Below are 23,538 nucleotides of genomic sequence, written 5' to 3'. Positions count from 1 at the left end.
CAACATACCGATTGATCTATACCTCAGAACTATGATCGAGCCCATCACGCGGGTGGCCGGCGCGACATGCACGTCGCGCCGGCCACCCGTCCGAGGAACCCGGCTCAGTCCAGCGCGAAGGTGGCCGACGCCCGCCCGGCGGCGTCCGGGACGGCCTCCAGGTAGAGCAGCCCGTCGCGGTGCCGTACGTACTGGCCGGGGAAGTTCACCGACTCCAGCGACACCTTGGACGCGTCGGCCAGACCGGCCCGGCGGCCGAACGTCGCGTCCTGCCGGAACAGGGTCGAGCCGTCGTCGCGCTCCACCCAGACCTGATGGTCACGGTGCCGCAGGTAGTAGCCGGGGTAGTTGGTCGACTCCAGTGAGATCGCCGACGGGTCGGCCAACCCGGCGACGATCCGGAACTGCGAGTCGGCCAGGTTGGTCACGTTCGGCTCCAACCTGACCCGGAACTCCCAGTGCCGCAGGTAGCGATCGGGCAGGTCGTGCGCACGCAGCCGGACCGGGGTGACCCCGTCCGGCACCGGTACGCCGAAGTTCGGCGTACCGTCGGCGTTCCAGTAGACGCGCTGGAGTCGGGTCCGCCGGTTCGGGTCGGTCAGCGGGTCGTAGCCGTTTCCGAGGTACCGCTCGTAGTTGCGGGAGTGGTAGACGATCACGTCGGTGCCGTCCTCGGCGACGGTGAACGAGTTGTGTCCCGGTCCCCACTGGCCGGTCCGGCTGTCGCTGGCCAACACGGGCGTGGCACGTTTGCTCCACGACGCCGGGTCCAGCAGGTCGCTGCCGGCGGCGGTGAGCAGCCCGATGGCGTAGCTGGCGTCGGTGGCGCTCGCCGAGTAGGTCAGGAACACCCGGCCGTTGCGGATCAGCACCGCCGGCCCCTCGTTCACCCGGTAGCCCCGGGTCTCCCAGGCGTACGTGGGGGTGGCGATCAGGGTCGGCGGGCCCGCGTACGTCCACGGGTTGACCGCGCGGGCAAGGTAGATGTTGGAGTTGCTACCGGCGTACTCGGCCCAGGCCAGGAAGCGCTGTCCATCGTGGACGAAGGTGGTCGCGTCGAGCGAGAAGCTGCTCCGGGCCGGCTGGAGTTGACCGCGCTCCACCCACGGCCCGTCCAACGGGTTCGCGGCGCTGGACTCCAGCACGTACGGCCGGATGGCCCAGACGTCCTCGGCCCGACCGGCGGCAAAGTAGACGTACCACCTGTCGTCGATGAAGTGGATCTCCGGAGCCCAGATGTGCGCGCCCATCTCGCCGGCGCTGTGCCGGCGCCAGATGACCTGCTCGGTCGCGGTGGCGAGCCCCTGGAGCGTGGTGGCGCGGCGCAGCACGATGCGGTCGTACTCGGGGACGGTCGCCGTGAAGTAGTAGTAGCCGTCGGAGTGCCGGTAGATGTGCGGATCGGCGCGCTGCTCGGCCAGCGGGTTGGTGAAGACGGCGGCGGCGGCTCGCACCGCTGCGGCCGGCCCGACCAACGCCACGGTCGCCGCCATGACCAGGGCGGCGAGTGTGGCCACCAGCCTCCTGCCGGGGAGCTTGAGTCGCATGTCCCATCGCCTCTCGTCACCGCGACCCAGCGTCGCGCTAACGGATTGATAGCGTTAACAATCGCCATCGTCAAGAGATCGACACCCGAGAGTAATCAGCCGGTAACGTCCCCCTCGACTGGCCCTACTTCGACCTGTCGGAGGATCTCCACTTCCCGCTGACCATCGACCCTCGCCGGACCCGTGGATACCACCATTGCGCCGCCGGTCAGGCGGTGGCGCCGCCGTCGACGGCGATCGACGCGCCGCTGATGTGCCGGCCGCCGGCACCGACCAGGTGGCTCACCGTGGCTGCCACGTCGGCCGGGTCGGCGTACCGGCCGAGGGCGATGTGCGACCGCTGGGCGTCGGCGCCGGCACTGCCCGCCGGGTTCATGTCGGTGTCGGTGGAGCCGGGCAGGACCAGGTTGACGGTGATCCCACGCGGGCCGAGTTCCCGGGCGAGCGCCCGGGTCAGCCCGTTGACCGCGCTCTTGGTCATCGCGTACGCGCTCACCCCGGGGGCGGGGACGCGGCTGGCGAAGCTGCTGCCGATGTTGACGATCCGACCCCCCGAGCCCATGTGCCGCACCGCCGCCTGGGTGGCCAGGTACACGCCGCGTACGTTGACCGCGACGGCCCGGTCGAGATCCTCGAAGCTGACCGACTCGATCGGCCCGCCCGCGAACACCCCGGCGTTGTTGACCAGGACGTCCAGCCGACCCAACTCGGCGACGGTCCGTTCGACCGCACCGACCACCGCGGCCGGGTCCGCGCTGTCCCCCTGGATGCGGAGACCGGTGCGGCCGTACGCCTCGATGTCGGCCACCACCGCCCTGGCGCTCTCCTCCGCAGCCCGGTAGGTGAAGGCGACGTGGATGCCGTCCTCGGCCAGGCGGCGTGCGACGGCGGCTCCTATACCACGGCTTCCACCCGTGACCAGGGCCACCCTGTCGGCAAGTCGGACCGTCATGTCGCAATCCTGACAGTCGACTCAGGACGATCGCCATTCGGGGTGCCGTCTGTTGATCTCCAGGATCCGTGCCGCGTCGCGGCACGGATCCCCGCCCCGGCGCGACGGCTACTTGCTCATCAGTCGCAGCATCTGCTGGATCTCACCCTGCCGGGAGGCTCTCACCCGCTCACCGAAGGCCATGGTGTCGGCGTTCCGGCCGCCGTCCTTGACCAGGTTGGCCAACTCCATGGCGTTGTGCTGGTGGGCCAGGAAGAGGCTCAGGAACGCGGTGTCGAACTCCGCATCCGCCACCGTCGTCAACGACTCGATCTCGGCCGGACCCGTGCCGGGCAGTCCACCGTGGTCGGCGTGCAGGTTGGGCGCGGTGTCGACCTCCGTGGGCTTGCCCCAGCCGCGGAGCCAGCCCTCGATCATCTTCAGCTCGTCCTGCTCGGTGGCCCGCACCGCCTCGGCCAGCGTCCGCAGCTCCGGATCCTGCGCCCGGCCCACGGCGGCGGCGGTCATCTGTAGGCCCTGCCGCTGATGATGGACGAACATCTGCAGGAACATCACGTCGGTGTCGTTGTAGTCCTGCGCGGCCTTGATCTCGGCGACCGCCGTACCGCTGGTCGACGGGCTCTCCGGCGCGGCCGGCGTGCCGCACGCACCGAGTAGGAGGGGCGCGAGCAGGGCCACGATCACCAGCCGGCGCCTCACAGCGGAAGCCAGAGCGCGAGGGTGAAGATCGACGGCTCCCAGCTGTTGATCGAGGTGTGGCCCTGCCGGCACTGGAAGCGCTTGCCCTGGTAGGTCACCACGTCCCCGGTCCGGTAGCTGACCCCGGCAGCCCAGGAGTCACCGGCGACGGGCGGCGGCGGACCGGCGACCGGCGGCGCGGTGGTCGGGGCTGCGGGCGGGGCGGTAGTCGGGGTGACGGGCGGCGCGGTGGTCGGGGGCGCGGTGGTCGGGCGCGTGGTGGGTACGGCACCGCCGCCGCCCACGTTCAGGTCGACGCAGTTGTAGAAGGCCATCGGCGTGTCTCCGATGTTCCAGACCGCGAGCAGCCGCTGGCGTCCGGGGAACCGACCGAGGTCGATCGTGTGCGACACGGTCGCGTCGGGCTGGGCGTTGCCGCCGTCGAACGTGGCGATCCTGGTGCCGTCGATGAAGTACTGCCAGTCGGCGGTCCGGTGCCGAGCGGTCATCACCCAGGTGAAGGTGACCGAGTTGCCGACGTTGCGGGCCGGCCAGTTGCGGGACTCGTCGGAGAGCACCGACCACTGGGCGACGCCGCCGTCGCAGCGCTGGGAGCCCTTCGGGGCCTCGACACTCTGCGGCTCGAACTGGATCGGGCCGCAGTCCCGCACGGTACCGGCGGCGCACAGGGCCTGCCGGCTGGGCGGGTTGGAGACGTACCCGTGGGCCTGGGCGGGAGACGGCACCGCCAGGCTCGACGCGATCATTCCGAGAGCTACCAGCGGATAGCTGATTCTCCTGCGCATGCGGACTCCGTACGGCTCGTACCGGCAGTGACGGCGAGACGCTATGGCCGGTTTCCATAAGGGAGCCTTAACGGACCCCGAAAGGATCATGAAACCGGGCGGCGGCCACTCCGGCGCTGCTGCGGGGCGGGTTCGACGGGGCGCAGCAGGATGCCGACCCGGGCGCCGCCGAGCGGACTGCGGGTGACCACCAGCTCGCCGCCGGCGGTCTCCGCGGCCCGGCGCACGATGTCCAGGCCGAGACCGGTCGAACCGGCGTTGCTCACGCCCCGCCGCACCGCGCTGGCCGGGTCGGCGATGCCCGGTCCGGCGTCGTCCACCAACAACCCGTCCGGCGAGACGCTGACCCGGAAGGCGGTGCCGTCCGGGGTGTGCGAGAAGACGTTGCCGAGCATCGCGTCCACCACCAGGATCAACTCGCTGCGCGGCATCGGCAGGACCACCGGCACGTCGCCACCGGTCACCTCCCACGGGCGCTCCTGGTCCTCGGCCAGCACCGACCAGAACGCCAGCCGGTCGGCCAGCACCTCCACCAGGTCGGCGCTCTCCGCGCCCCGCCCGTCGGTGCCCCGCCGGACGCCCCGGATGATCGCCTCGAGTTCCTCGTCGAGCAGGTCGCAGGCCTGCCGCATGCGTTCGCCGATCGGCCCCGGTGGCATCGCCTCGGCGTCGAGTCGCAGCGCGGTCAGCGGCGTACGCAGGCGGTGCGAGAGGTCGGCGGAGAGTTCGCGTTCCCGGTCCATCAGGCGCCGCAGGTCGGCAGCCATGGCGTTGAACGAGTGCGCGGCGTCCTGGAGTTCGCGTGGGCCGTCCAGTTCGACCCGGGCGGTCAGGTCACCGGCACCGAGCCGACGTGCCGAACCGGACAGTTCCCGGGTGGCCCGTACCAGCCGGGCACCGAGCCGGTCGGCGAGCAGCGTCGAGCCGGCGACGAGCACGATCGCCAGTACGCCGAGCACCAGCCAGGCGGTCCGGACGCCGGCACGCATCGCCGTCTCCGGCACGTACACCTCGACGATCACAGTGCGCCCGTCGGCCAGCACGGTGGGTTGCAGGTACGCGACGCCGTCGCCGGCCGGAGCCAGCGTCGGCCGGCGATCCCGGGCGGCGACCCGCACCTGGCCGTCGGTGACGTGCGTGGTGCCGACCGGGGCGAGGTCCGGCAGGTGTACGGCGAGCCGACCCGCACCGCCGGCGGTGGTGCTGGCCACCGCGTTGGTGAGCAGCGTCGGATCGGCGTCCACGCCCAGCACGGTGACCAGTGCGGTGGCCTGCTGGCGGGCGTCGCTCAGCGCCCGGTCCTCGGCGATCTGCCCGGTTGCCACGGCCAGCGGCACGAGGAAGGCGAGCGCCACCATCGAGGTGATGGCGAGGGCCAGCCGGTTGAGCGCCCACCTCATCGCGGGTCGACCATCATCACGCCGACGCCGCGTACGGTGCGCAGGAACCGCGGCTGCGCGGCGGTCTCCCCCAGCTTGCGGCGTAGCCAGGAGATGTGCACGTCGATCGTCTGTTCTTCGCCGATCCGGGCCTGGTTCCAGACCTCGTGCATCAACTCACGGCGGCTGACCACCTGACCGACCCGCTCGGCCAGGTACGCGAGCACGTCGAACTCGCGCCGGGTCAGCTGCAGCGGCTGTCCGCGCAGTTCTGCGAGGCGCTGCCGGGGACGGATCGTCAGCTCCGCCACCGTGATCACCCTGGGCGCCTCGACCGTGGTGGTCCGGGCCCGCCGGAGCACCGCGTCGATCCGGGCCAGGATGTGCCCACCGGAGAACGGCTTGGTCACGTAGTCGTCGGCACCGGCGCTGAGCAGGCTGATGATGTCGGTCTCGGCGCGACGGGCGGTGGCCACGATGACCGGCACGTCGGAGACCGAACGCATCATCCGGAGCGCGTCGGTGCCGTCGATGTCCGGCAGGCCGAGATCGAGGATGACCAGGTCCGGGCGCTCCTCGGTCACGATCATCAGCGCCTCGGCGGCGCGACCTGCGGGGCGTACGACGTGACCGGCGTCGGTCAGTGCACGGGTGAGGGCAGCCGCGATGTTGCGGTCGTCCTCGACCAACAGGATCATCGCCATGGCGTACACCATATTCGTGAATGAGACGATGTCCCGGTGCGGTTCTCCTGGTTGATGCCGGTCGCGGGGTGGTGCGTCGCCACCGCGTCCAGCATCGTGCTCGCGTCGGTGGCGATCCTGCCCGTGCTGCGAACGCCCGTCGGGCAGGACAACCCGCTGAGTCACCTACCATCGACGCAGGCGTCCAGCCTGCCGGCGCCGCTGCCCTCGGCGACGGTCGGTCCGGCACCGGCCACGACCCGCCCGAGCCCCCGCCCGACGACGTCGCCCTCGGCGGAACCGGGGCGGCGGGGTAGCAGCTCACCGACGCCGAGTCCGAGCCGGAGCACCGCACCGACGAGCACCACCGAGGACGGCTGGACGGTCACGACCGACGCCGACGGGGTACGCAGCTACGTCCGCTCGTTCCGGGTCGCGGGCGGCCAGGCGGTCATCCGGATGACCTCCGCGGGGGTGGTCGAACTGGTCACCGCGACCCCGGCGGACGGGTACGCGGTGCAGCGGGTGCAGAACTCGCCGGACAACATGGCCGTCTACTTCAACGAGCCGCACCACAGCTTCATCATCCACGCGATCTGGTGGGACGATCGTCCCTTCGTCCAGGTCAGCGAGGTCGGCGGGTAGCTCGTCGAGGCGCCCGTCGGCCCGTCCGTCGGGATCACGCCGCCGTCGTCCGTGCGCGATGGTCTCGATGCGGTGTACCCCGAACCATGATCTTCCACAGTGGTTTGTTGCTACGTACGATATCGCCCACCAGCGCGCCACCACCGGCGTTCCTGCCCGTCCGGCTCCGAATCCTGTTCCCCGACCACCCTCTGTGGTGGCGAGAAGTTGGGTGCCCGCATGCACGTGATGGCAATGGTTGGCAGCAGTAGAAGACCCGCCCGAAGAGCCCTGATAGCGCTCGCGATGGCCATCGTGCTGTTGGTCACCGCTTTCGCTCGACCAGTCGACGCGCAGAGCGTCGAACGATGCCAGCTGAGCGAATCCTCCTTCTCGAAGGGCCCGAGCGCGCCCGGTGATGCCGCACTACGCATCGGTTGCGCGCGCGACGCGGGCCGGTTCGGCGCGCTCGCCGACCGCGGTGACGACATCGTCGCGATCATGGAGTTCACTCCTTCCCGCGAAGAGGAAGAGCTACAGGAAACCCTGCAACGTCTGGTCGACGACGCCCAGCGGATGCGCGACTCGGGGCGCACCCTCGGCGACTTCTTCGAGCGTCAGGCGAACGCGTACGGGATCGACTTCTTCGCCGAGCAGACCGAGAACGTCGATTTCGACGGCGCCATCCACCGGGTGGACAACCACATCGTCATCGTGGTGCCGCAGGCCGAGATCGAGGCCGCGTGGAACTGGATTGCGATGCTGAAGAAGATCGCTCTCGCCATCATCTTCATCGGCACCTGGGCTCTCGTCGAAGGAGTCTGCCTGGCCACCTTCGCGCCCGGCGCGGCCCTTGCCGCTCCGGTGTGCGGTGCCATCGGTGGATTTATCGCGGGAGGCAGCCGAGAACTCCTGGCCGCCCGCTTCGACAACAAGCCCATCAACGGTGAGGTCTGGTCGAATGCGTTGGGGACCGCGCTCGGCTCCGCACTCAGCGGCGCAGTTCTCAGCGTCGCCGTCGAACGGGTCGCGGAGCTCGCCGGCAACTCGTTCGCCGGCATACAGCGCTACCTGCGGGACCTCGCCCTGAAGCTCTGGAGCGTGCTCACCAGCCCGATCCGGTACGTCGCCGACCTCTTCACCCCTCGGACCGCGCAGATCATGCGCAACGCCTTCGAGATGGAGGCCCGCCGCCGGATTGGCGCCACCGCGACCGGCGCCTGCCCTGCGCCGACAGGCGCGAACGTGGAGAGGGAGAAGTGGACCGAGATCGGTCGGCTGCAGGACAACATCCTCCGACTCCTGCGCCTACTCGCTGGCGGCACGAGCGGGACCACCGCCACCGAGGTGCGGTTCGCGGACATCGACGGGGACGGGCTCGCCGATCGGCTGCTGGTCGCGGCGGCCGGTCGCGCCGAGGTATCGCAGAACGTCGGCTGTGACGACGACGGCAAGCGGATCTGGTCGCCGCGAAGCGACACCGGGCCGATCGCGGAAACGTTGGAGCGGTTACGGGCCACGCAGATCCACTTCGGAGACCTGGACGGCGACGACCGCGCTGACTACATCGCGGTCCTCGACGCGGCCCAGTCGTCGACCGGGGCACCGAGCATTCAGGCGTGGCGCAACGACTCCTCGATCCAGGAGATCCGGTGGGCACAGGGCAGCAGGATCGCCAACAATCTCGGCTACGTCGACAGCGACCGACGGCTCTTCGTCGACATCGACGGTGACGGCGACGACGACTACTTGACGATCACGGCCGACAACACCGTCACCGCCTGGGAGAACACGGCGCGCGGCTTCCCGGGGCCGGGCGACTGGCGCCGGTTCGACGGCTTCGGGCACCCGGGTCAGGGTCAGCCCGGGAAGAAGGTCCACTTCGCGGACATCACCGGGGACGGCCGCGCGGACGTGCTGCTCGCCGACGACGCCACCGGCGATGTCCAGGCGTGGGAGAACGTCGGCGGGCCGTGGACCCGGACCGCCGGCTGGCGCTCGCTGGGCGTGATCCAGGCCGGCAGCCCGCTGGCGGGCCGGACCGGCGCCATCTTCAGCGACCTGGACGGTGACCGGGTCGCCGACCTGATGCTGTACGACCAGACGGCCGGCATCGACGCGTGGCGGTTGCCCCGGTACGGCGCCGGCCCGCAGGGCCCGGGCCAACCCGGTACACCGGGCTTCCCGACGCAGCTGCCGGCGGGCACCCTGCCGGCGTACGGCGGCGGAGAGCCACGACCGCAGGTGACCGGTCGGTTGATCCAGAACAGCAACTTCACCGGCGACTTCAAGCCGTGGTGGGTGAACGCGGGAATGACCCCGAAGGTGGACGGTGGGGTCTTCTGCGTCACCGCACCGGCGTCTGCGAAACCGTGGGACGTCATCGTCGGGCACAACAGCATCTACCTGCCGCGCGGGAAGTCGTACACGTTCCGGTTCCGGGTGCGCACGAGCCAGACGGTGAACCTCACCGTGCAGGTGGCGCCCTTCTACAACCCCAACAACACGACGTACCTGGTCAAGTACCCGACGGTGACCGGTGGGGCGTGGCGCCAGTACGAGTACACCTTCGACACCGGCTTCAGCGCCGACTACATGCTCTCTCAGGTGCAGTTCCGCCTCGGCGGTGCGGACAAGTCGTACGAGTTCTGCATGGACGACGTGACGCTCAACGGCGACAGCTACGTCTACCGGGCCGACCGGGGGCCGGCGGTGAAGGTGAACCAGCACGGCTACCTGCCCCGAGGCCCGAAGCGGGCGACGCTTGTGAGTGCCGCCACGAGCCCGCAGTCCTGGACGCTGCGGCGGGTCGGCGGCGGCACGGTCGCCACCGGGCAGAGCCGCCCGGCCGGGTACGACGGCTCGGCCGGCGCCAACGTCCATCTCATCGACTTCAGCTCGGTGACGGCGACCGGCCGGTTCGAGCTGGTGGTCGGCGGACAGGCCAGCTACCCGTTCGACATCCGCACGGACCTGTACGCCTCACTGCGTACCGACTCGATGCGGTTCTTCTACCCGAACCGCAGTGGCATCGCGATCGACGGCGGCATCGCCGGGGCGGAGTACGCCCGCCCGGCCGGGCACGTCGCGTCCTCCCCGAACGGCGGCGACACGCGGGTGCCCTGCCAGACTCCGCAGCCGTTCATGGACAACTGGACCTGTGACTACACCCTCGACGTCACCGGCGGCTGGTACGACGCGGGTGACCACGGCAAGTACGTGGTCAACGGCGGCATCGCCACCTACCAGCTGCTCTCGGCCTGGGAACGGGCCGTGGCGGTGGGCCGACCCGGGCCACTCGGCGACGCGACCCTGGCGGTCCCGGAACGCGGCAACGGTGTGCCCGACATCCTCGACGAGGCCCGCTGGAACCTGGAGTTCATGCTCAAGATGCAGGTGCCGGCCGGTAAACCGCTGGCCGGGATGGTGCACCACAAGGTGCACGACGAGTCGTGGACCGGGCCGCCGATGCTGCCGCACCAGGACCGCAAACAGCGGGAACTGCACCGGCCGTCGACGGCGGCGACGTTGAACCTGGCGGCGGTGGCCGCGCAGGGGGCACGGCTCTACGCCCCGTACGACGCCGCGTTCGCCGCCCGGCTCCGCGCGGCGGCCGAGCGGGCCTACGCCGCGGCGCTGGCCAACCCCGCGTTGTACGCGCCCAGGGCGGACCGTTCCGGCGGTGGCCCGTACGCCGACGACGACGTCACCGACGAGTTCTACTGGGCGGCGACCCAGCTGTACCTGACCACCGGCGGCACCTCGTACCTCAACGCGCTGCGCGCCAACCGGTACCACCGGGCCGGGGTGGCGTTCGACCAGAACGGCTTCTACTGGGGTTCGGTCGCCGCCCTCGCGCAGCTGGACCTGGCCCGGTTCGGCAGTGGACTGTCCGAGCAGGCGCAGATCCGCGGCTGGGTGACGGAGGCGGCCAGCCGGCTGGTCTCGTTCCAGCGGGCCGAACGGTTCGGCCAGTCGTACACCCCGACCAGTGGGATGTACGACTGGGGATCGAACGCGTCGATCCTGAACAACCAGGTGGTGCTGGCCACCGCGTACGACCTCACCGGCAACACGATGTACGCGGACGCGGTCTTCGAGGCGTTCGACTACCTGCTCGGCCGCAATGCCCTGGGGCAGTCGTACGTCACCGGCTACGGGACGAAGGACGCGAAGAACCAGCACAGCCGCTGGTACGCCAAGTCGTTCGACGCGACCCTGCCCAACCCACCCGTCGGTTCGGTGTCGGGCGGACCGAACTCCAGCCTCCAGGATCCCCTCGCGGCGTCCTGGCTGCACGGCTGCGCTCCGCAGCTGTGTTACGTCGACAACCTGGAAGCCTGGTCGGTGAACGAGATCACCATCAACTGGAACTCCGCGCTGGCCTGGGTTAGCGCCTTCGCCGCCGACGTGGCACCTCGCCGGTGACCAACAGCCGGCCCGCCGGGAACCTCCGGCGGGCCGGCCCGCGCGCAATCCGCGGGTCAGCTGGTGCCGAGCCGCCGGCCTTGTCCGCCGATCTCACCCGTTCACCCGTTCGGGTTGAGCTGATCCGGACCGTGCCGCGCGGCGCATCTCGACGGGCCGGGGGGCCTGGACGATCGGGGTGGCGCGCCGGGGGCAGCAGCGGAGGTTGGTCAGGATCTTCCAGCCCTTGAGGGTGGCGACGGTGCGTTCGCCGACAGCCGGATCTTGGCGTGGTGGCGGTTGACGGTCTTCTGTCGGCGGGACAGTCGGGGCCACCAGCACCATCACGATGAAAATGCCTCATTGTGGCGGGTTGGAGCCTCTGCTATACGAGTCGCGGCATCCTGCGGGCGGCCTCGGCGATGAGGGCGGGCAGTTCCTTCGGGACGACGAGTTCGGCGACGTCTGCTACGTCGAACCACGACACGTCGGCAACCTCTTCGAGTTGGGCGTTGAGGGTGTCGTTGTGGGCGTGGCAGATGTAGACGAAGTCGATGTGGCGGTGGGGGCCGACCTTGCGGTCTTCGATGTCCATTTCGATGATCGCGAAGGGTGGGGGGATGCTGCGTACTGCCGGGTGGGTGAACGATTCGGGTGCGAGGATCTCTGCCTCGACGCCGGTTTCTTCTACGACTTCGCGGAGGGCGGCTTCGGCGGGGTCTTCGTTGGGGTCGACGTGTCCGCCCGGGTACAGCCACAGTCCGATCTTGTTGTGGTGCACGAGGAGGACTTGTCCGCTGCTGTTGAAGACGATCGCTGAGCTGGTGAAGTGCCGGATCATGCTGCGGTTTCTCCCTGGGCGATTCGGGCGGTTTGGTCGGCGATCCACGCTACCGTCGCCTCTGGTAGTTGGGGGTGAACGGGCAACTGGATGGTGGCCGTGGCGAGGTGTTCGGCGTTGGGGCAGGCCGTGGCGTAGGGCTGGAACAGGGATTGGTGGTAGAGGGGCTGGTAGCGCCACCGGATCGAGTCCGGGGGTAGCCCTGCGCGGTGGAAGGCGTCCGCGATCTCGACCTGGCGGGCGGTCGCGACGAGGACCAGGTTGTAGTAGTTGGGTTTGTCCTGCACGCCGTAGGGCAGCTCGCGCAGGAGTCCTCCGGCGGGTAGCGCGGTGAGGATGCGTTCGGCATTGCGGCGGCGCTGGGCCAGTTGCGCGTCGAGGCGGGCCAGCCGACGCAGGCCGATGGCGGCCAGTGGTCCGGCGAGTTTGTAGTTGACGCCGTGGCCGCCGCGTAGGTGGCCGAGGTGGGTGTGGTGGTCGATGCGGTCGGCGAGGTCGTGGTCGTTGGTCAGGACGAAACCGCCTTCGCCGGTGGACAGGAGTTTGCGGTCGTGGGTGGAGAAGCAGCCGACCTGGCCGAGGGTGCCGGCGTGCTGGTTGGCGATGCGGGTGCCGTGGGCCTGCGCGGCGTCTTCGATGACGGGCACGCCCGCGTCGGCGAGCAGGCCGGTGACGGCTCGTTCGTCGTTGGGGTAGCCCCATAGGGGCAGTGTGATTACGGCGCGGGTGCGGGGTGTGAGTTTGCGTTGGAGGTCGGTGGGGTCTAGGGCGAGGGAGTTCGGGAGTGTGTCCACCAGGACGGGGGTGGCGCCGCAGGTGAGGATCGGCATGGCGGTGGGCAGTGGGGCGGTCGCGGGGACGAGGACCTCGGTGCCGGGGCGGACGTCGAAGGCGACGAGCGCGGCGTGTAGGGCTGAGGTGCCGGAGTTGACGGCGATGGCGCGGGCGGCCCCGAAGCGAGCGGCGAGGGCGCGCTCGTAGAGGGGCAGGACTTGGGCGCCGCCGGAGAGGCGGCCGTCGTCGAGGACGGCGCGGATCTCTTCGAGTTCCCCGCAGGGTGGTGGCGAGTACCGGTCATCGACCGGGTGGTCCAGGTCGTAGGCGGTGTCAGTGGTCATAGGTGAGTACCACCTTGATCGTCTCCTCGGGTCGGGTGTCGATGAGGCCGTACGCGGTGTGCGCGTTGGCGAATGGGATGCGGTGGGTGATGAGCCCGTCGACGCGGACGTGTCCGTCGGTGACGAGGTGACGGGCGGTGGCGCTGAGCCGTGGAAGGTCCCAGGCGGGGTGGGTGCGTTGGGGGCAGCCGTTCACGGTCATGGAGGAGACGAGGGTGATGCGGTTGCGGTGGTACTCCTCGCCGAGCCGCAGGCCACCTTGGTCGCCGTGGTACGAGGCGATGGTGGAGACCGTCGCACCGACGCGGACGCAGCGGATGGCCTCGTGTAGCCCGGCGTAGGAGCCGGATGCCTCGATGGCCACGTCGGCTCCGGCGGAGCCGGTCAGCTTGCGGACCAGTTGGGCGACGTCGGCTCCGGTGTCGGTGTGCATGGCGGTCATGCCGAGTGACTCGGCGGCTTCCAGGCGTATGGGGTAGCGGTCTATGCCGATGACGCGGCGTGCGCCGGCCAGATGCGCGAGTTGCCCGGCGATCAGGCCGACCGTACCAAGGCCGACGATGACGACGGTGTCACCGATGTGGATGTTGGCGTCGTGGACGCCGCCCAGAGCGACACGGGCGAGGATGAAGAACACGGCCCGTTCCGGATCAATGCCGGCAGGTAGGCGACCCGCCTCGGCGGTGTCGACGCTGACGACATGGCCCGTGGCGTGCGGGCGGTCCAGCGCTACCAGGTCCCCCACGGCGATCCGGTCACAGGCGGCGCTGCCAACCGCTGTGATGCGGGCGATGGTCTCGTAGCCGGGTGCTACTGGGTAGTCCCGTCCCGGTCCGCTGGTGAACAGGCGTTGCTCGGGCAGCCAGGAGCGGTGCAGGGCGGCGGCCGAGCCTCGCACCCAGGCCATTTCGGTGCCGTGGCTGATGCCGGACACGACGGCTTGGGCGTACACGTCGGTCGGACCGAGCGGCGGCAGGTTCTCCGAGATCAACTCGACCGTGCCGGGTCCGGTGATCATCAGGCGTGTGGTGGGCGGGCACACGGCGATGCCCTGGTGGGCGAGAGCGGGTTGGGTCACGACTTCTCCGATCCGGTGAGTTGCGCGATCAGCTCGTCGAGGTCCGCGTCGTTGAGGGCGTCGAACGTGCTGCCGTCGCGGTGGATGACGTGAGGGGTGAAGGCGCGCTGGAACGCCTCGTTGAGGGCGGCGAGATCGGCTTCGGACACGCTGGTCTCCATGTCCCGGCCCCGCTGCTTGACGCGGTGCAACAGCGTCGATGAGGGCGCGGTCAACCCGATCACCACATCGGGACTCGGACTGTCGGTGGACCAGATGCCGCAGGTCTGCGCGACCCGGCCCGCGTCGGCGGCGGCCAGCGTTTCGGCGGCGAAGATGCGTTGCTGCACCATCGCCCAATCGGCGACAACCCGACCACCAGCCCGGGTGATCATTCCGATCCGACGCAACTGCGCGACCCGAAGGGCGATGAAGGTGAGTTCCACCTTCAAGGCAAGATCATCCGGGGCGCGCTCAGCATCGGCGTACAACTGCGGCAGGTAGGGGTTGTCGGCGAACGGATCGAGCATCAGCGTCGCGTCCAGCCGGGCGGCCAGGCGACCGGCGAGCGTGGTCTTTCCGACTCCAGTAGGGCCAGTGATCGCGATAAACAACGGAATCCCCTTCAACGCGGGATGTCAGCGGTGCTGCCGGTTCAGGCCGGGGCTGACAACGGGGGTGGTGGACGTAGCCGGTCGCCATGGAATGTCGCCCCACCTCCGTGAGCGTCGGTCCGGTGGTCAGGGCATGGTGGTGACGTTGGGGGTGCGGGGGCCTGGGATGGGTGTCGCGATGGCGGTGGCGAGGTCGGCGGCGAGCGCGTCGATCTGACCGCGCGTGATGCCGGGCATGCAGATGAGGTGGCTGACCGTGCCGTCGGTGGCGAGTAGCCACTTGGCGCGTACCGGCTCGGGTGGGGTGGGTAGGACGACGGTGAAGGCGTGCGGCCACCGCCAGGCGTTCCAGCCGGTCGCGCGGATCTGTTCGACGGCGTACGCGGCGGTGCTGCGGGCTTCGGCGGTCCGCCACCGGTGCCCTTCGCGGCCGTGCAGGGCGATGGCGTGCCAGAGCAGGGCGGCGGCCAGCCCGCAGCGGGAGCCGGTGATGGTGGTGTCGGTAGCGGCGGTGTAGGCCACCACCTGCGGCCGGGCTGGTGTGCGGATGCTGTCGCGGATGAGCACCACTCCGCAGGGGGTGGGCACACCGAGGAACTTATGGCCGCTGATCGCGATGGAGCCGATGCCGCCGGCATCATCGAGGCGTAGCTGTCCGTCGAGGGCGAGCGGAATGCCGGACAGAGCGGCGTCGACGTGCAGATGCCCGCTCATGCCGTAGTCGGTGAGGATCGTGCGGATGCGGGTGGTGTCGTCTACGGCTTCGGTCATGGTGGTGCCAGCCGTGGCGACCACGATCGCCGGCCACCGTCGCCGTTTCCGCAGCTGCGCGGCCAGATCGTCGTAGCACATCTCCCCGTCCGGGCGGGCCTCCACGACCACCTTGTAGGCGCCGAGCATGTCCACGATCTTGCCGATGGAGTAGTGGGCGGCGGTGGAGTAGTAGATGCGGGCGGTCGGCCAGCGGCGGTAGGCGGCGTGCAGGGCGGACAGATTGCCCTCGGTGCCGCCGGTGGTGACATAACCCCACCGGTCCTCGACCGGCATGCCCAGCAGCTCGGCGACCCAGGCGATGACGGCCTGTTCCAGGACCCGCGTGTGGGCCACTCCGCCGGTGTCGCAGGGGTCGCCGATGTTGTTCCACAGCCGGTGACCGAGGCGGGTCATGACGGCGGTGTGGTCGAGGTCGACGGCACCCGGGTAGCCGATACTCGTCGCCACGGCGGCGTCGGCGGTGTGGATGAGGTGGTCGAGGACGGCGGTGACGTCGATCGGTGTCCGGCTGAGGTCCGCGGCGACGGCCAGGTCGAAGGTGTGGGTGTGGGTCATGTTGCCGGCCCTCGGTCGAGGTGGCCGGTGAGGGTGTGGTGCAGGGCGGTGAGGTGCCGCCACACCTCGCGGGTGGTGTGGTCGCCCTGCTCAGTCAGGTCGGCGTGCGGGTTGTGCCAGTGGGCGGGTCGGTCCGGGTCGAGGGGTTTGCTGCTGCGGATGCCGTCGTAGTGCAACGGTGCGTGCGGGTTACGGTCGATGTCGATGGCAGTGCCGTCGGTCAGCAGCAGGTAGCAGCGGCCCTTGAGGTCGAAGGCTGACCGGCGGTGGCCGGTGGCGGACGGCTCCCGCAGGGTGCGGGCGAGCTGATACCAACGGCCGTCGTCGGAATCGAGGGTGCTCACCCCGACACCGACGTAGACGGCGTCGGGGCCGATGGCCATGTCACCGCCGTTGACCATCGACCGTTCCGGCCCGAGTGGATGCCACCGACGGCCGGTGGCGGTCGCGTGGGCGATGTTGGTCGCGGCGATCCTGGTCAGGTCGGCGAGCATCCGGGGCAGGTCGTCGGACTCGGGTGCGGACAGGAACAGCCGCCACGCGGTGTGCAGCCGGTACCCCTGCGGCTCCGTCGCGGCCGGGGAGGTGAAGAACAGCATGACGGCGTGCGGGCCGAGGGCGTGTCGTGTGCCGTAGCGCTGGTCGGCCTCGATCAGGTGCCCGGAGTTGAGCCGCTTGGACCGGAACACCACCTGCTTGCGCAGATTCGCCCACCGCGCGTTGGCTCGGCGAACCGCCTCGTCGTCCGGTTCGTCGACCGGTGCAGGCGAGGGCGGGGGTGCGGGCGGCGAAGGGTGCGACGGGTCCGGTGGGCGTTGGTAGCCGGAGGGGCGGGGACCGTAGCCGGGCTGCGGCTCATACCCGCCGGGAGGCCGCAGGTCGGCGGTCGGCTCCGGTCGCCATCCGGGGTGCAGCGGATCTGGCGGACCGTAGGGTCCGGTCGGTCGTCGTGCGTAGGTCATCATCGTCGCCCCCTTGTCAGATCGAGACGTGGATGGCGTCGGGAACGGCGTTCGTGGCCGGTGTGCCGCGCCCGATACCGGCGTAGACGTCCGGCCGGGCCTGGCGCAGGTGCGTGGCCCACGTCCCGCCCACGGCTGCGGCGGCACCGACGATCGCGGGTAGCAGCAGCGGGAACAGCGACCCGGGCGCGGCACCCAGCAGCGGCCCGACGTTGCCGACCATCGCCACCAGCACCACCGACCCGGCGAACACACCCGCCCCCGGCGCGATACGCCACTGCCACACCCCGGCCCGCTCACCCCGGACCCAGTCCGGGGCGGCCAGCGCCGCTACCGACGTGGCCAGCAGCAGACACAGCAAACCCAGCGCTCCCAGGCTCGACAGCCAGGTGAACATCTGCGTGACCGGATCGACCCCGGCCACCGCGAGCCCCGCCACCACCACCGAGGCGACGACCGTCTGCGCCACCGAACCGCCGCGCGGCGCGGTGACCCGCGTGCCGCTGTCCGCGCCCGCGAGCCCGGTGGGCAGCACTCCTTCCCGGGCCATGGCGAACACGTAGCGTGCGATGACCGAGTGGAACGACAGCTTCGACGTGACGATCGCGAAGATCAACACCACGCCCGCCACGGCCACCCACCCGCTACCGAGCCGTCCGAGGATCACCGACGTCAGGTCACTGCCCGGCTGGGCAGCCAGCTCGGCGACGGCATACGGACCGACCGCCACCCCCATCGCCCACGCCGCAGCCGCATACACCCCACCGAGCACGAGCGCCCCGACGATCGTGGCCCGGCCCACCGCACGCCGATCGATCGCCTCCTCTACAAAAGAGCCGGGCGCGTCGATGCCGGTGAACGCCGCCACGCAGAACGCGACCGCCCCACCCATGCCGCCGACCATCAACCCGGAGGCGTCGAAACCCGCCCACGACAGGCCACCGTCTGCTGGCCGTCCCACACCGGCCACCACGAACACCGCGACGACCAGCAACGACACCGCCAACACCACCGCCAGGGCCCGGGTCGACAGCACGATCGCCCGTACTCCCAGCACCCCGACCAGGGCCACGGCGATACCCGCCCACACCCACCAGGACCCGCCCCACTGTGCGGCGAGGGTCGCCCCGAGCAGGCCGTACAGGCTGATCTGAATCGCGTTGTAGGCCAGCAGAGCCACCATGCCGCCGGCCACACCCCAACCCCGGCCAAGCCCTTGGGCGAGGATGCCGTAGTAAGCGGCGGGATGCCCGACCTGGCGGGCCATCGCCGTGTATCCCACCGCGAGCAGCGCCACCGCGCCTGCTACCAGCACAAACGTCAACGGCACCGCGGTCACACCCGTGGTCGCGTAGATCGCGGGGATACCGCCGGCGAGGACCACCATCGGGGCGGACGCCGCCGCGCCGAACACCCACAACCCGACCGGCGTCAGCGTCCGACGCGCCAGCGCCACCTGCACCTGCGCCGTCACCGTGACTCCCCCTGCCCCGGCTGGTTCGGGCACCACGAGTTGCGGCAGCCGTCCACCGGATGCCGCTCCACGTCGGCGGTGGCGGCCGGCACGACGAACACCGCCGCTGGCCGCACCGGGCCGTCATGCCAGTAGCTCTTGTCGCGGACGAGGTTCCGCTGCGCGGTGTCCTTGTCGGCCGTGAACCCGAACAGGTCATGCTCGCCACCGGGCCATTCACGACGGATCGCGTAACCCCACAGGTACTCCGTCGATGTGCCGCCTCCCGTTTCCAGGACGACACCGGCGACACTTCGAACGCCAAGGCGCATGGCCCACCACCTGACAGGCCGCCGTCGCCGGGCGGACATGACGGCGGGACGGCTGGTCATGGTCAGCATGAGCAGAACCCTCCTGTCGAAATTGGGTACGACGAGCTGCCCCGCTGGGCGAACAGATGACGCGTCAGCAGGTGAACGAGGTGATGTCAGAACACGTGGATCACGGAGAACGCGGTGATGCCGCCAGCCTCACCGCGCCGCGAAACGGCATCGCGGTGCGCTCGGCACGGACCCGTCGCGGCAGCCCGTCTCCGGCCGCCTCATCCGGCTGCCCAGGGCGCACGGGTTGCCGCCACATCCGCCACAGCGCCGGACCACCCGGCTGAAGCAGAATCGGAGACCGCGGCTCGTAACCCAGCCCAGCGAGCAGCCCCTCCCGAGGGCGGTCGGTGCTCACCTCCGCGTACGACGGCAACTGCTCCGCGTCGAGCAGGCGGTGGTGGCGGGCCAGCAACGCCGCACCCACACCCGCCTGCCGCCGGCCGGGAGTCACCGCCAGGTGCGCCAGGTAGTGATGCGCGGTGTACGGGTGCAACGCGTCGACATACGCGTGCAGCAGACCGAACCGGGCAGCGTGCACACCGAGCACCCGATGCAGGTCATACATCCACGCCGCCGACGGCGGCGGTGGCACCGGCCGCGAGTACCACACCGCCACACCAGCAAGGTCATCGGTCGTGTCGACCATGCCGTGCGCCAACCCCTGCGCCACCACAAGCTGCGCGTACCGCCGCACGACCCTCGGCCGTTCGATCGGATCGGACACCAGCCAGGCACTCAACCGGCTGGTCAACAGCGCGCCGGTCACGATCGCGGACAGCCCCTCAGCATCATCGTCCGTCGCGCGACGGACACCAGAGTTCGTCAGCCGCATGCCAGCTCCCCCGAAGATCCTTCAACACCGTCGCCTTCCGCGTGGTCCCGAGCAGGCAGTGGTCCGCGCGACGCGGCCCACTGATAGCTCATCCACACCGCCGAATCGAAGGCGCGGTCGAAAGTGGTGGCCAGGTGCAGACGGTCACCGGCAACACCCGTCAGAGGTAACCGCTGTCGAGCCGCTTCGATCATCTGTGGAGGGCCGCAAACATAGATCGCCTGACTGCTCCGGTGGTGATAGATCGCCAAGGTCAGCGCGTCTCCCTGCGCGGCCGGCTCGACATCACGATCGTCGGAGAACGCCACCACCACCGTCAGCCAGTCCCCATGCGCCGACGCAAGCTTGTCCAACGCCACCGCGTCATACAGGTCGGGCAGTGTGCGTGTCCCAACCACCAAGGTCACCCGCCGCCCGGTCGGTGCTGCCGCCACCTGCTCCACCAACGCCTTCAACGGAGCCAGCCCCGTACCACCAGCCACCAGCAGCAGGTCAGCGCTACCGGCGGCCTCCAGCGACAGGCCGACATCACATGTCGGCCCCAACCACAGCCGCTCCCCCAGCGCGACCTGCTCCACCAGCACCGGCGACACCGCGCCGCCCGCCACCGCGCGGATGTGGAACTCCACCGTCCCGTCCGGACGAGGAGCATTCGCCGGCGACAACCACCGCCACACCCCCGGCACCCGAGGCGTACACACCGGCAACGCCTGACCAGGCAGAAACCGCAACCGCCGCACCGGCCGTACGGTCAACACCGCCACACCATCAGACACCGAATCCCGGCACTCCACCTCACCGACCGTGACCTGGGGCCCATGCCCCACGATGTCCGCCGCCCGCTCCGCCAACCGCAACGCTCGCCGACAACCTCGCTCCCAGGCGACGGCAAGAGCTGGGTCCCACTTGTCATCTGCGAACCGACGCACCGTATCCACCATCGCCGCTGCGACACAGGTGTCGTGGTACGGCTGAAGACCAAATCGGCGGTACATCCGACCCAGGACCGCAAGCGCAGCCCGCCTCCCCGACGGATCGCCCGTCCCAGCGACAAGCTGCGAAAACGTCGAGAAGAATATCGGCGCCAGGCCCGACGGAAGAAGACGCACGCTTCGGTCCTCAAGGTGAGACCGGAAGTAGTCGGCGGCACGATCATGAGTTTCGGGTGCAGAAGCCTGTAGCGGCTCAAGTTCAGTCATCTTGCCGCCCTTGAACACAACGTATCCAGGACCGTCGGCTGCCGATCAGCCCAACCATCTCGTCCATCCGCCCTTCACGCAGCTCTGCCCGCTGGAGCTGCTATCCCGTCGACCGCATCGCCCCTGACGGCGTGGAGGACAGGGTTCCAACTCGTGACTGCGCGACACACCTGTTCCGGTGGCCATAGCCGGACTGGTCTGTGGGCAACGATGAACAGCGCAAACGCGTCACCGCGCCCATCTTGCCCATCAGGATGGGTATGGTGCGTTGGATCGTCGTCCATCGCTAGCGCCTCGCACCCGCCAGGAGGGAGCAAAATGGGCACTTCTGCATCTACTGGTCAAGCCGTCAGCCCTCAGTCGCGCGGTCGCGAGTTGGCCCGCCTTGGCAAGCAACTGTGGCAGGAAACGGCATCCGTGAAGGCGGTAGCTGCCGAGTTGATGAGTCGGCATCCAGAGGTTCCTAGCATCCAGGCGTACCGCTATGCAGCCGGGCTGTCCCAGGACCAGGCGGCAATTCGCTATAACGAGGTGACCGGATTTCAGACAACCCTCGGCGGAACAACCATCAATGCGTGGGAAACCTGGGCACGCAGCCGGGGGGCGGGCTCACCACCGACCTTCTCTAGCCTTCTAGTCCTTGCCGAAGCATATGGCCGGGGGCCGCTCGGGGTAGCTGCCGAGAAGATCTCGCCCAGCGATCTAATCTCAGAGGCATACGAACGACTCCCTCCAGAGGATCAGCTTTCACTAAAGAGCTTCTCCGCAAAAGAGAAGGAACTTCCGCATTCAACCGTCGATCCAGCCGCCCACCCAGCCCGGCAGACTGACAGTCAAAATCAAAGCATTGGTCCCGACTTCAACCTCGTCGCCCCTACCGTCGACTACGGAAACCCTGAGATCTGCGTCTTCTCGCTACCGAATCCCCATCCCGGAAACCTGCTAGATCTCGATTGGAACACTTTCGGCTTCGGGATCGAGAGACTCATAAGGCAAATAAAAAATCTGGGGAGACGCCTTGAGGTCGATATCTGCTTTGGCGTCAACGAGGCAGGCTTGGTGATGGCCACATTCCTTGCTTCCGCCCAATTTTCCCGCTGCCATATAGGTTACCTTCGTTGCAATAAGGTACGTGACAGCATCACCCTGGGCCCAACTTCTTCGTATCCGGAGGCTGGTGAAGCCCCTACGATTCTCATATGCGACTTCGAAGTCAAGCATGCGGACGTGGTCGGATTCATCGCCAGCGAAATTCGGCGAAGATACCCAGGCGCCTTGCTTTACTTCGCAGTGTTCGGTGCAATGACCAAAGGCTCGGACCTAGAAGTGACGAGCTTCGACGACCTAACGGGCGCACAGATCATGCGGGCGGCTGACTTTTCAGCCGTGTTCATAGCCGCAACGATGAGCCCACCCGGCATTGAGCCACCCCTCGAACTACGCTGACCATCATCGGAGGTGCCGTGAGTAACGCAGCCCACCTGCCTGAACTTGCCAAGAGCACAGCGGATGTAGTGGAAGCTCTCATCCTTGAGATTCGCCCCAAGCTGATGGAAGCCGCCTTTTCCGGGAATGCCGGCGAGAGCGATAATGTACGTCACTCTGACAATTTCCTGTCAGTTCACGACATGTGGATGCATGATAGGTATCGCGAGTTGATGGCCCATCACATCGACTCGTTCGTGTATGCATCCGAGGAGGCAGATCCACAGGTAGTCGGCAACGAGAGAGATCCGGACCTGTGCGTCCTTGTCGACCCACTCGACACCAGCGAGTTGGCCGTACGGGGACTTCTTGGATATACACATGTGATGATCTACTCGCGCTCTCTGGCGCGGCCGATTGTGTCAGTAGTCGGCGATATCTACCACCACGTTCGGCTCTACCTCGCGGCCCGGCACGACGACGGCAGGGACTACGCGTACGCGTACACCACAGACGGAGGTTTCTACAAGCTGGGCCAGCCAACCCGGAAGAGTCTATCAGATTCGCTACTCACAAATTTCCTCATGCGCCCAGGCGAACGCCTTCTTCCCCTGAGCCGCCAAGAGCGCCTGATCAGCGCCCTGGACCAGGCGGCCGAGGATGGCAAGCATCGAGGCAGGATCGGGGTTGATTTCGGCTCAGTAAGCCTTTGCCACGTCGCCGCAGGATTCACCGAAGGCGTACTGGAGTTCGCCAAAGGATTCGCCATCTGGGATCTGGCTCCGGGGCACTACATCCTACAATCCGCGGGTGGCACCGTGCTCGACCTTGCAGGTGAGCCAATTCCCCTGGACTACAGCTTGCAGTCATTGCCCGATATTGCGCGAGCGATGAACCAAAGGCAGAAGTTTGTTGCCGCCGGCACTTATGAGCTGGCTCGGGATATCCTGCGCCATCTAGACCTACCCCAATGAGGACTGGCAGTTCCGCCACCGGAGGTAGCGGCAGTTCATTGAGCAGCGCGATCCCGTGTCGGGCGTACTGGTTTTTCGAGGCCATTCCAAGCACGCCGGTGACTGCTGGCGTTCGTGGCCAGAGATCCAGAGCCGGGTGGTCGGGCTTGGCCAGTGCGCGGAGGTCGGCCCGACGGGCTCCTCGATAGATGTAAGCGCGATGGGAGGTACGGCGTTGTCGTTGATTGCCGACGTCGTCGCGCGGCTCAACGCGGTGCGCCTCGACCGGCGGACCT

20 protein-coding genes and 1 pseudogene are annotated in these 23,538 nt (G+C 68.8%); 4 read left to right on the top strand and 17 right to left on the bottom strand.

The window, feature by feature from the left end:
* Positions 1–104: 104 nt before the first annotated feature.
* From D2L64_RS08495 to D2L64_RS08470, 6 genes are all read right to left on the bottom strand, one after another.
* The gene (locus D2L64_RS08495; RefSeq protein ID WP_233558860.1) at positions 105–1,547 is read right to left on the bottom strand and encodes a family 43 glycosylhydrolase; all 1,443 of its coding nucleotides are present in this window, start codon (positions 1,545–1,547) and stop codon (positions 105–107) included.
* Between the two features lie 208 nt (positions 1,548–1,755).
* Positions 1,756–2,499 carry an SDR family NAD(P)-dependent oxidoreductase gene (locus D2L64_RS08490; protein ID WP_119574170.1) on the bottom strand — a complete coding sequence of 248 codons (744 nt, stop codon included), beginning with the start codon at positions 2,497–2,499 and terminating at the stop codon, positions 1,756–1,758.
* A 108-nt stretch (positions 2,500–2,607) separates the two neighbouring features.
* Entirely contained in the window at positions 2,608–3,198 is a 591-nt protein-coding gene (locus D2L64_RS08485) for a DUF305 domain-containing protein (protein WP_233558859.1), read from the bottom strand.
* Positions 3,195–3,983 carry a lytic polysaccharide monooxygenase gene (locus D2L64_RS08480; RefSeq protein ID WP_119574169.1) on the bottom strand — a complete coding sequence of 263 codons (789 nt, stop codon included), beginning with the start codon at positions 3,981–3,983 and terminating at the stop codon, positions 3,195–3,197. Before D2L64_RS08480 ends, D2L64_RS08485 begins: the two co-directional genes overlap by 4 nt.
* A gap of 86 nt (positions 3,984–4,069) precedes the next feature.
* Positions 4,070–5,383 (bottom strand): sensor histidine kinase, encoded by a 1,314-nt coding sequence (locus D2L64_RS08475; RefSeq protein ID WP_119574168.1) that lies wholly within the window; start codon positions 5,381–5,383, stop codon positions 4,070–4,072.
* Positions 5,380–6,066, bottom strand: a complete 687-nt coding sequence (locus tag D2L64_RS08470) for a response regulator transcription factor (protein ID WP_119574413.1) — start codon at positions 6,064–6,066, stop codon at positions 5,380–5,382. The genes D2L64_RS08475 and D2L64_RS08470 overlap by 4 nt, the downstream gene beginning before the upstream one ends.
* A 54-nt stretch (positions 6,067–6,120) precedes the next feature.
* On the opposite strand from D2L64_RS08470, the gene D2L64_RS08465 reads away from it, so the two are divergent.
* Positions 6,121–6,690 (top strand): DNA mismatch repair protein MutL, encoded by a 570-nt coding sequence (locus D2L64_RS08465; protein ID WP_119574411.1) that lies wholly within the window; start codon positions 6,121–6,123, stop codon positions 6,688–6,690.
* A 285-nt stretch (positions 6,691–6,975) separates the two neighbouring features.
* Complete coding sequence (locus D2L64_RS08460; RefSeq protein WP_158603483.1) at positions 6,976–11,097, top strand: glycoside hydrolase family 9 protein; 4,122 nt, start codon at positions 6,976–6,978, stop codon at positions 11,095–11,097.
* Positions 11,098–11,190: 93 nt separating this feature from the next.
* Here D2L64_RS08460 and D2L64_RS08455 read toward each other — a convergent pair.
* The 11 genes and pseudogenes from D2L64_RS08455 to D2L64_RS08405 form a co-directional block, all read right to left on the bottom strand.
* Positions 11,191–11,408: pseudogene (locus tag D2L64_RS08455) on the bottom strand (hypothetical protein); the annotation flags it as partial.
* Between the two features lie 53 nt (positions 11,409–11,461).
* On the bottom strand, positions 11,462–11,917 hold the full coding sequence (locus D2L64_RS08450) for an NUDIX hydrolase (protein ID WP_119574166.1): 456 nt from the start codon (positions 11,915–11,917) through the stop codon (positions 11,462–11,464).
* Entirely contained in the window at positions 11,914–13,035 is a 1,122-nt protein-coding gene (locus tag D2L64_RS08445) for a DegT/DnrJ/EryC1/StrS family aminotransferase (RefSeq protein WP_119574165.1), read from the bottom strand. Before D2L64_RS08445 ends, D2L64_RS08450 begins: the two co-directional genes overlap by 4 nt.
* The gene (locus tag D2L64_RS08440) at positions 13,025–14,113 is read right to left on the bottom strand and encodes a zinc-dependent alcohol dehydrogenase (protein ID WP_233558858.1); all 1,089 of its coding nucleotides are present in this window, start codon (positions 14,111–14,113) and stop codon (positions 13,025–13,027) included. The genes D2L64_RS08445 and D2L64_RS08440 overlap by 11 nt, the downstream gene beginning before the upstream one ends.
* Positions 14,110–14,721, bottom strand: a complete 612-nt coding sequence (locus D2L64_RS08435; RefSeq protein ID WP_233558857.1) for a deoxynucleoside kinase — start codon at positions 14,719–14,721, stop codon at positions 14,110–14,112. The genes D2L64_RS08440 and D2L64_RS08435 overlap by 4 nt, the downstream gene beginning before the upstream one ends.
* A 111-nt stretch (positions 14,722–14,832) precedes the next feature.
* Complete coding sequence (locus D2L64_RS08430) at positions 14,833–16,035, bottom strand: histidine decarboxylase (protein WP_119574164.1); 1,203 nt, start codon at positions 16,033–16,035, stop codon at positions 14,833–14,835.
* A complete protein-coding gene (locus tag D2L64_RS08425) occupies positions 16,032–16,724 on the bottom strand; it encodes a hypothetical protein (RefSeq protein ID WP_233558856.1) in 693 nt (230 codons plus the stop codon). The genes D2L64_RS08430 and D2L64_RS08425 overlap by 4 nt, the downstream gene beginning before the upstream one ends.
* Positions 16,725–17,013: 289 nt before the next feature.
* Positions 17,014–18,471 (bottom strand): APC family permease, encoded by a 1,458-nt coding sequence (locus D2L64_RS08420; protein ID WP_233558855.1) that lies wholly within the window; start codon positions 18,469–18,471, stop codon positions 17,014–17,016.
* Positions 18,468–18,851, bottom strand: a complete 384-nt coding sequence (locus D2L64_RS08415; RefSeq protein ID WP_147376219.1) for a hypothetical protein — start codon at positions 18,849–18,851, stop codon at positions 18,468–18,470. The genes D2L64_RS08420 and D2L64_RS08415 overlap by 4 nt, the downstream gene beginning before the upstream one ends.
* A gap of 100 nt (positions 18,852–18,951) precedes the next feature.
* Positions 18,952–19,665 (bottom strand): N-acetyltransferase, encoded by a 714-nt coding sequence (locus tag D2L64_RS08410; RefSeq protein ID WP_233558854.1) that lies wholly within the window; start codon positions 19,663–19,665, stop codon positions 18,952–18,954.
* Entirely contained in the window at positions 19,656–20,606 is a 951-nt protein-coding gene (locus D2L64_RS08405; RefSeq protein ID WP_233558870.1) for an FAD-binding oxidoreductase, read from the bottom strand. Before D2L64_RS08405 ends, D2L64_RS08410 begins: the two co-directional genes overlap by 10 nt.
* A gap of 576 nt (positions 20,607–21,182) precedes the next feature.
* On the opposite strand from D2L64_RS08405, the gene D2L64_RS27065 reads away from it, so the two are divergent.
* Together D2L64_RS27065 and D2L64_RS08395 are read left to right on the top strand one after the other, a co-directional pair.
* Positions 21,183–22,310 (top strand): hypothetical protein, encoded by a 1,128-nt coding sequence (locus tag D2L64_RS27065; RefSeq protein WP_147376218.1) that lies wholly within the window; start codon positions 21,183–21,185, stop codon positions 22,308–22,310.
* 17 nt (positions 22,311–22,327) lie between these two features.
* Positions 22,328–23,263 (top strand): inositol monophosphatase family protein, encoded by a 936-nt coding sequence (locus tag D2L64_RS08395; RefSeq protein WP_199714471.1) that lies wholly within the window; start codon positions 22,328–22,330, stop codon positions 23,261–23,263.
* Positions 23,264–23,538 lie beyond the last annotated feature (275 nt).

It is taken from the genome of Micromonospora radicis, assembly GCF_003583405.1.
GTDB classification, from domain to species: Bacteria; Actinomycetota; Actinomycetes; order Mycobacteriales; family Micromonosporaceae; genus Micromonospora; species Micromonospora radicis.
Note: the sequence above shows the minus strand (reverse complement) of the source record. Positions and strands in the feature narration are given on the sequence as shown.

Coding starts and splice junctions, on each gene's coding strand:
- D2L64_RS08495 (WP_233558860.1), bottom strand. CDS start 1,547: ATGCGACTCAAGCTCCCCGGCAGGAGGCTGGTGGCCACACTCGCCGCC.
- D2L64_RS08490 (WP_119574170.1), bottom strand. CDS start 2,499: ATGACGGTCCGACTTGCCGACAGGGTGGCCCTGGTCACGGGTGGAAGC.
- D2L64_RS08480 (WP_119574169.1), bottom strand. CDS start 3,983: ATGCGCAGGAGAATCAGCTATCCGCTGGTAGCTCTCGGAATGATCGCG.
- D2L64_RS08475 (WP_119574168.1), bottom strand. CDS start 5,383: ATGAGGTGGGCGCTCAACCGGCTGGCCCTCGCCATCACCTCGATGGTG.
- D2L64_RS08470 (WP_119574413.1), bottom strand. CDS start 6,066: ATGGCGATGATCCTGTTGGTCGAGGACGACCGCAACATCGCGGCTGCC.
- D2L64_RS08465 (WP_119574411.1), top strand. CDS start 6,121: ATGCCGGTCGCGGGGTGGTGCGTCGCCACCGCGTCCAGCATCGTGCTC.
- D2L64_RS08460 (WP_158603483.1), top strand. CDS start 6,976: ATGGCCATCGTGCTGTTGGTCACCGCTTTCGCTCGACCAGTCGACGCG.
- D2L64_RS08450 (WP_119574166.1), bottom strand. CDS start 11,917: ATGATCCGGCACTTCACCAGCTCAGCGATCGTCTTCAACAGCAGCGGA.
- D2L64_RS08445 (WP_119574165.1), bottom strand. CDS start 13,035: ATGACCACTGACACCGCCTACGACCTGGACCACCCGGTCGATGACCGG.
- D2L64_RS08430 (WP_119574164.1), bottom strand. CDS start 16,035: ATGACCCACACCCACACCTTCGACCTGGCCGTCGCCGCGGACCTCAGC.
- D2L64_RS08415 (WP_147376219.1), bottom strand. CDS start 18,851: ATGCTGACCATGACCAGCCGTCCCGCCGTCATGTCCGCCCGGCGACGG.
- D2L64_RS08410 (WP_233558854.1), bottom strand. CDS start 19,665: ATGCGGCTGACGAACTCTGGTGTCCGTCGCGCGACGGACGATGATGCT.
- D2L64_RS08405 (WP_233558870.1), bottom strand. CDS start 20,606: ATGGTGGATACGGTGCGTCGGTTCGCAGATGACAAGTGGGACCCAGCT.
- D2L64_RS27065 (WP_147376218.1), top strand. CDS start 21,183: ATGGGCACTTCTGCATCTACTGGTCAAGCCGTCAGCCCTCAGTCGCGC.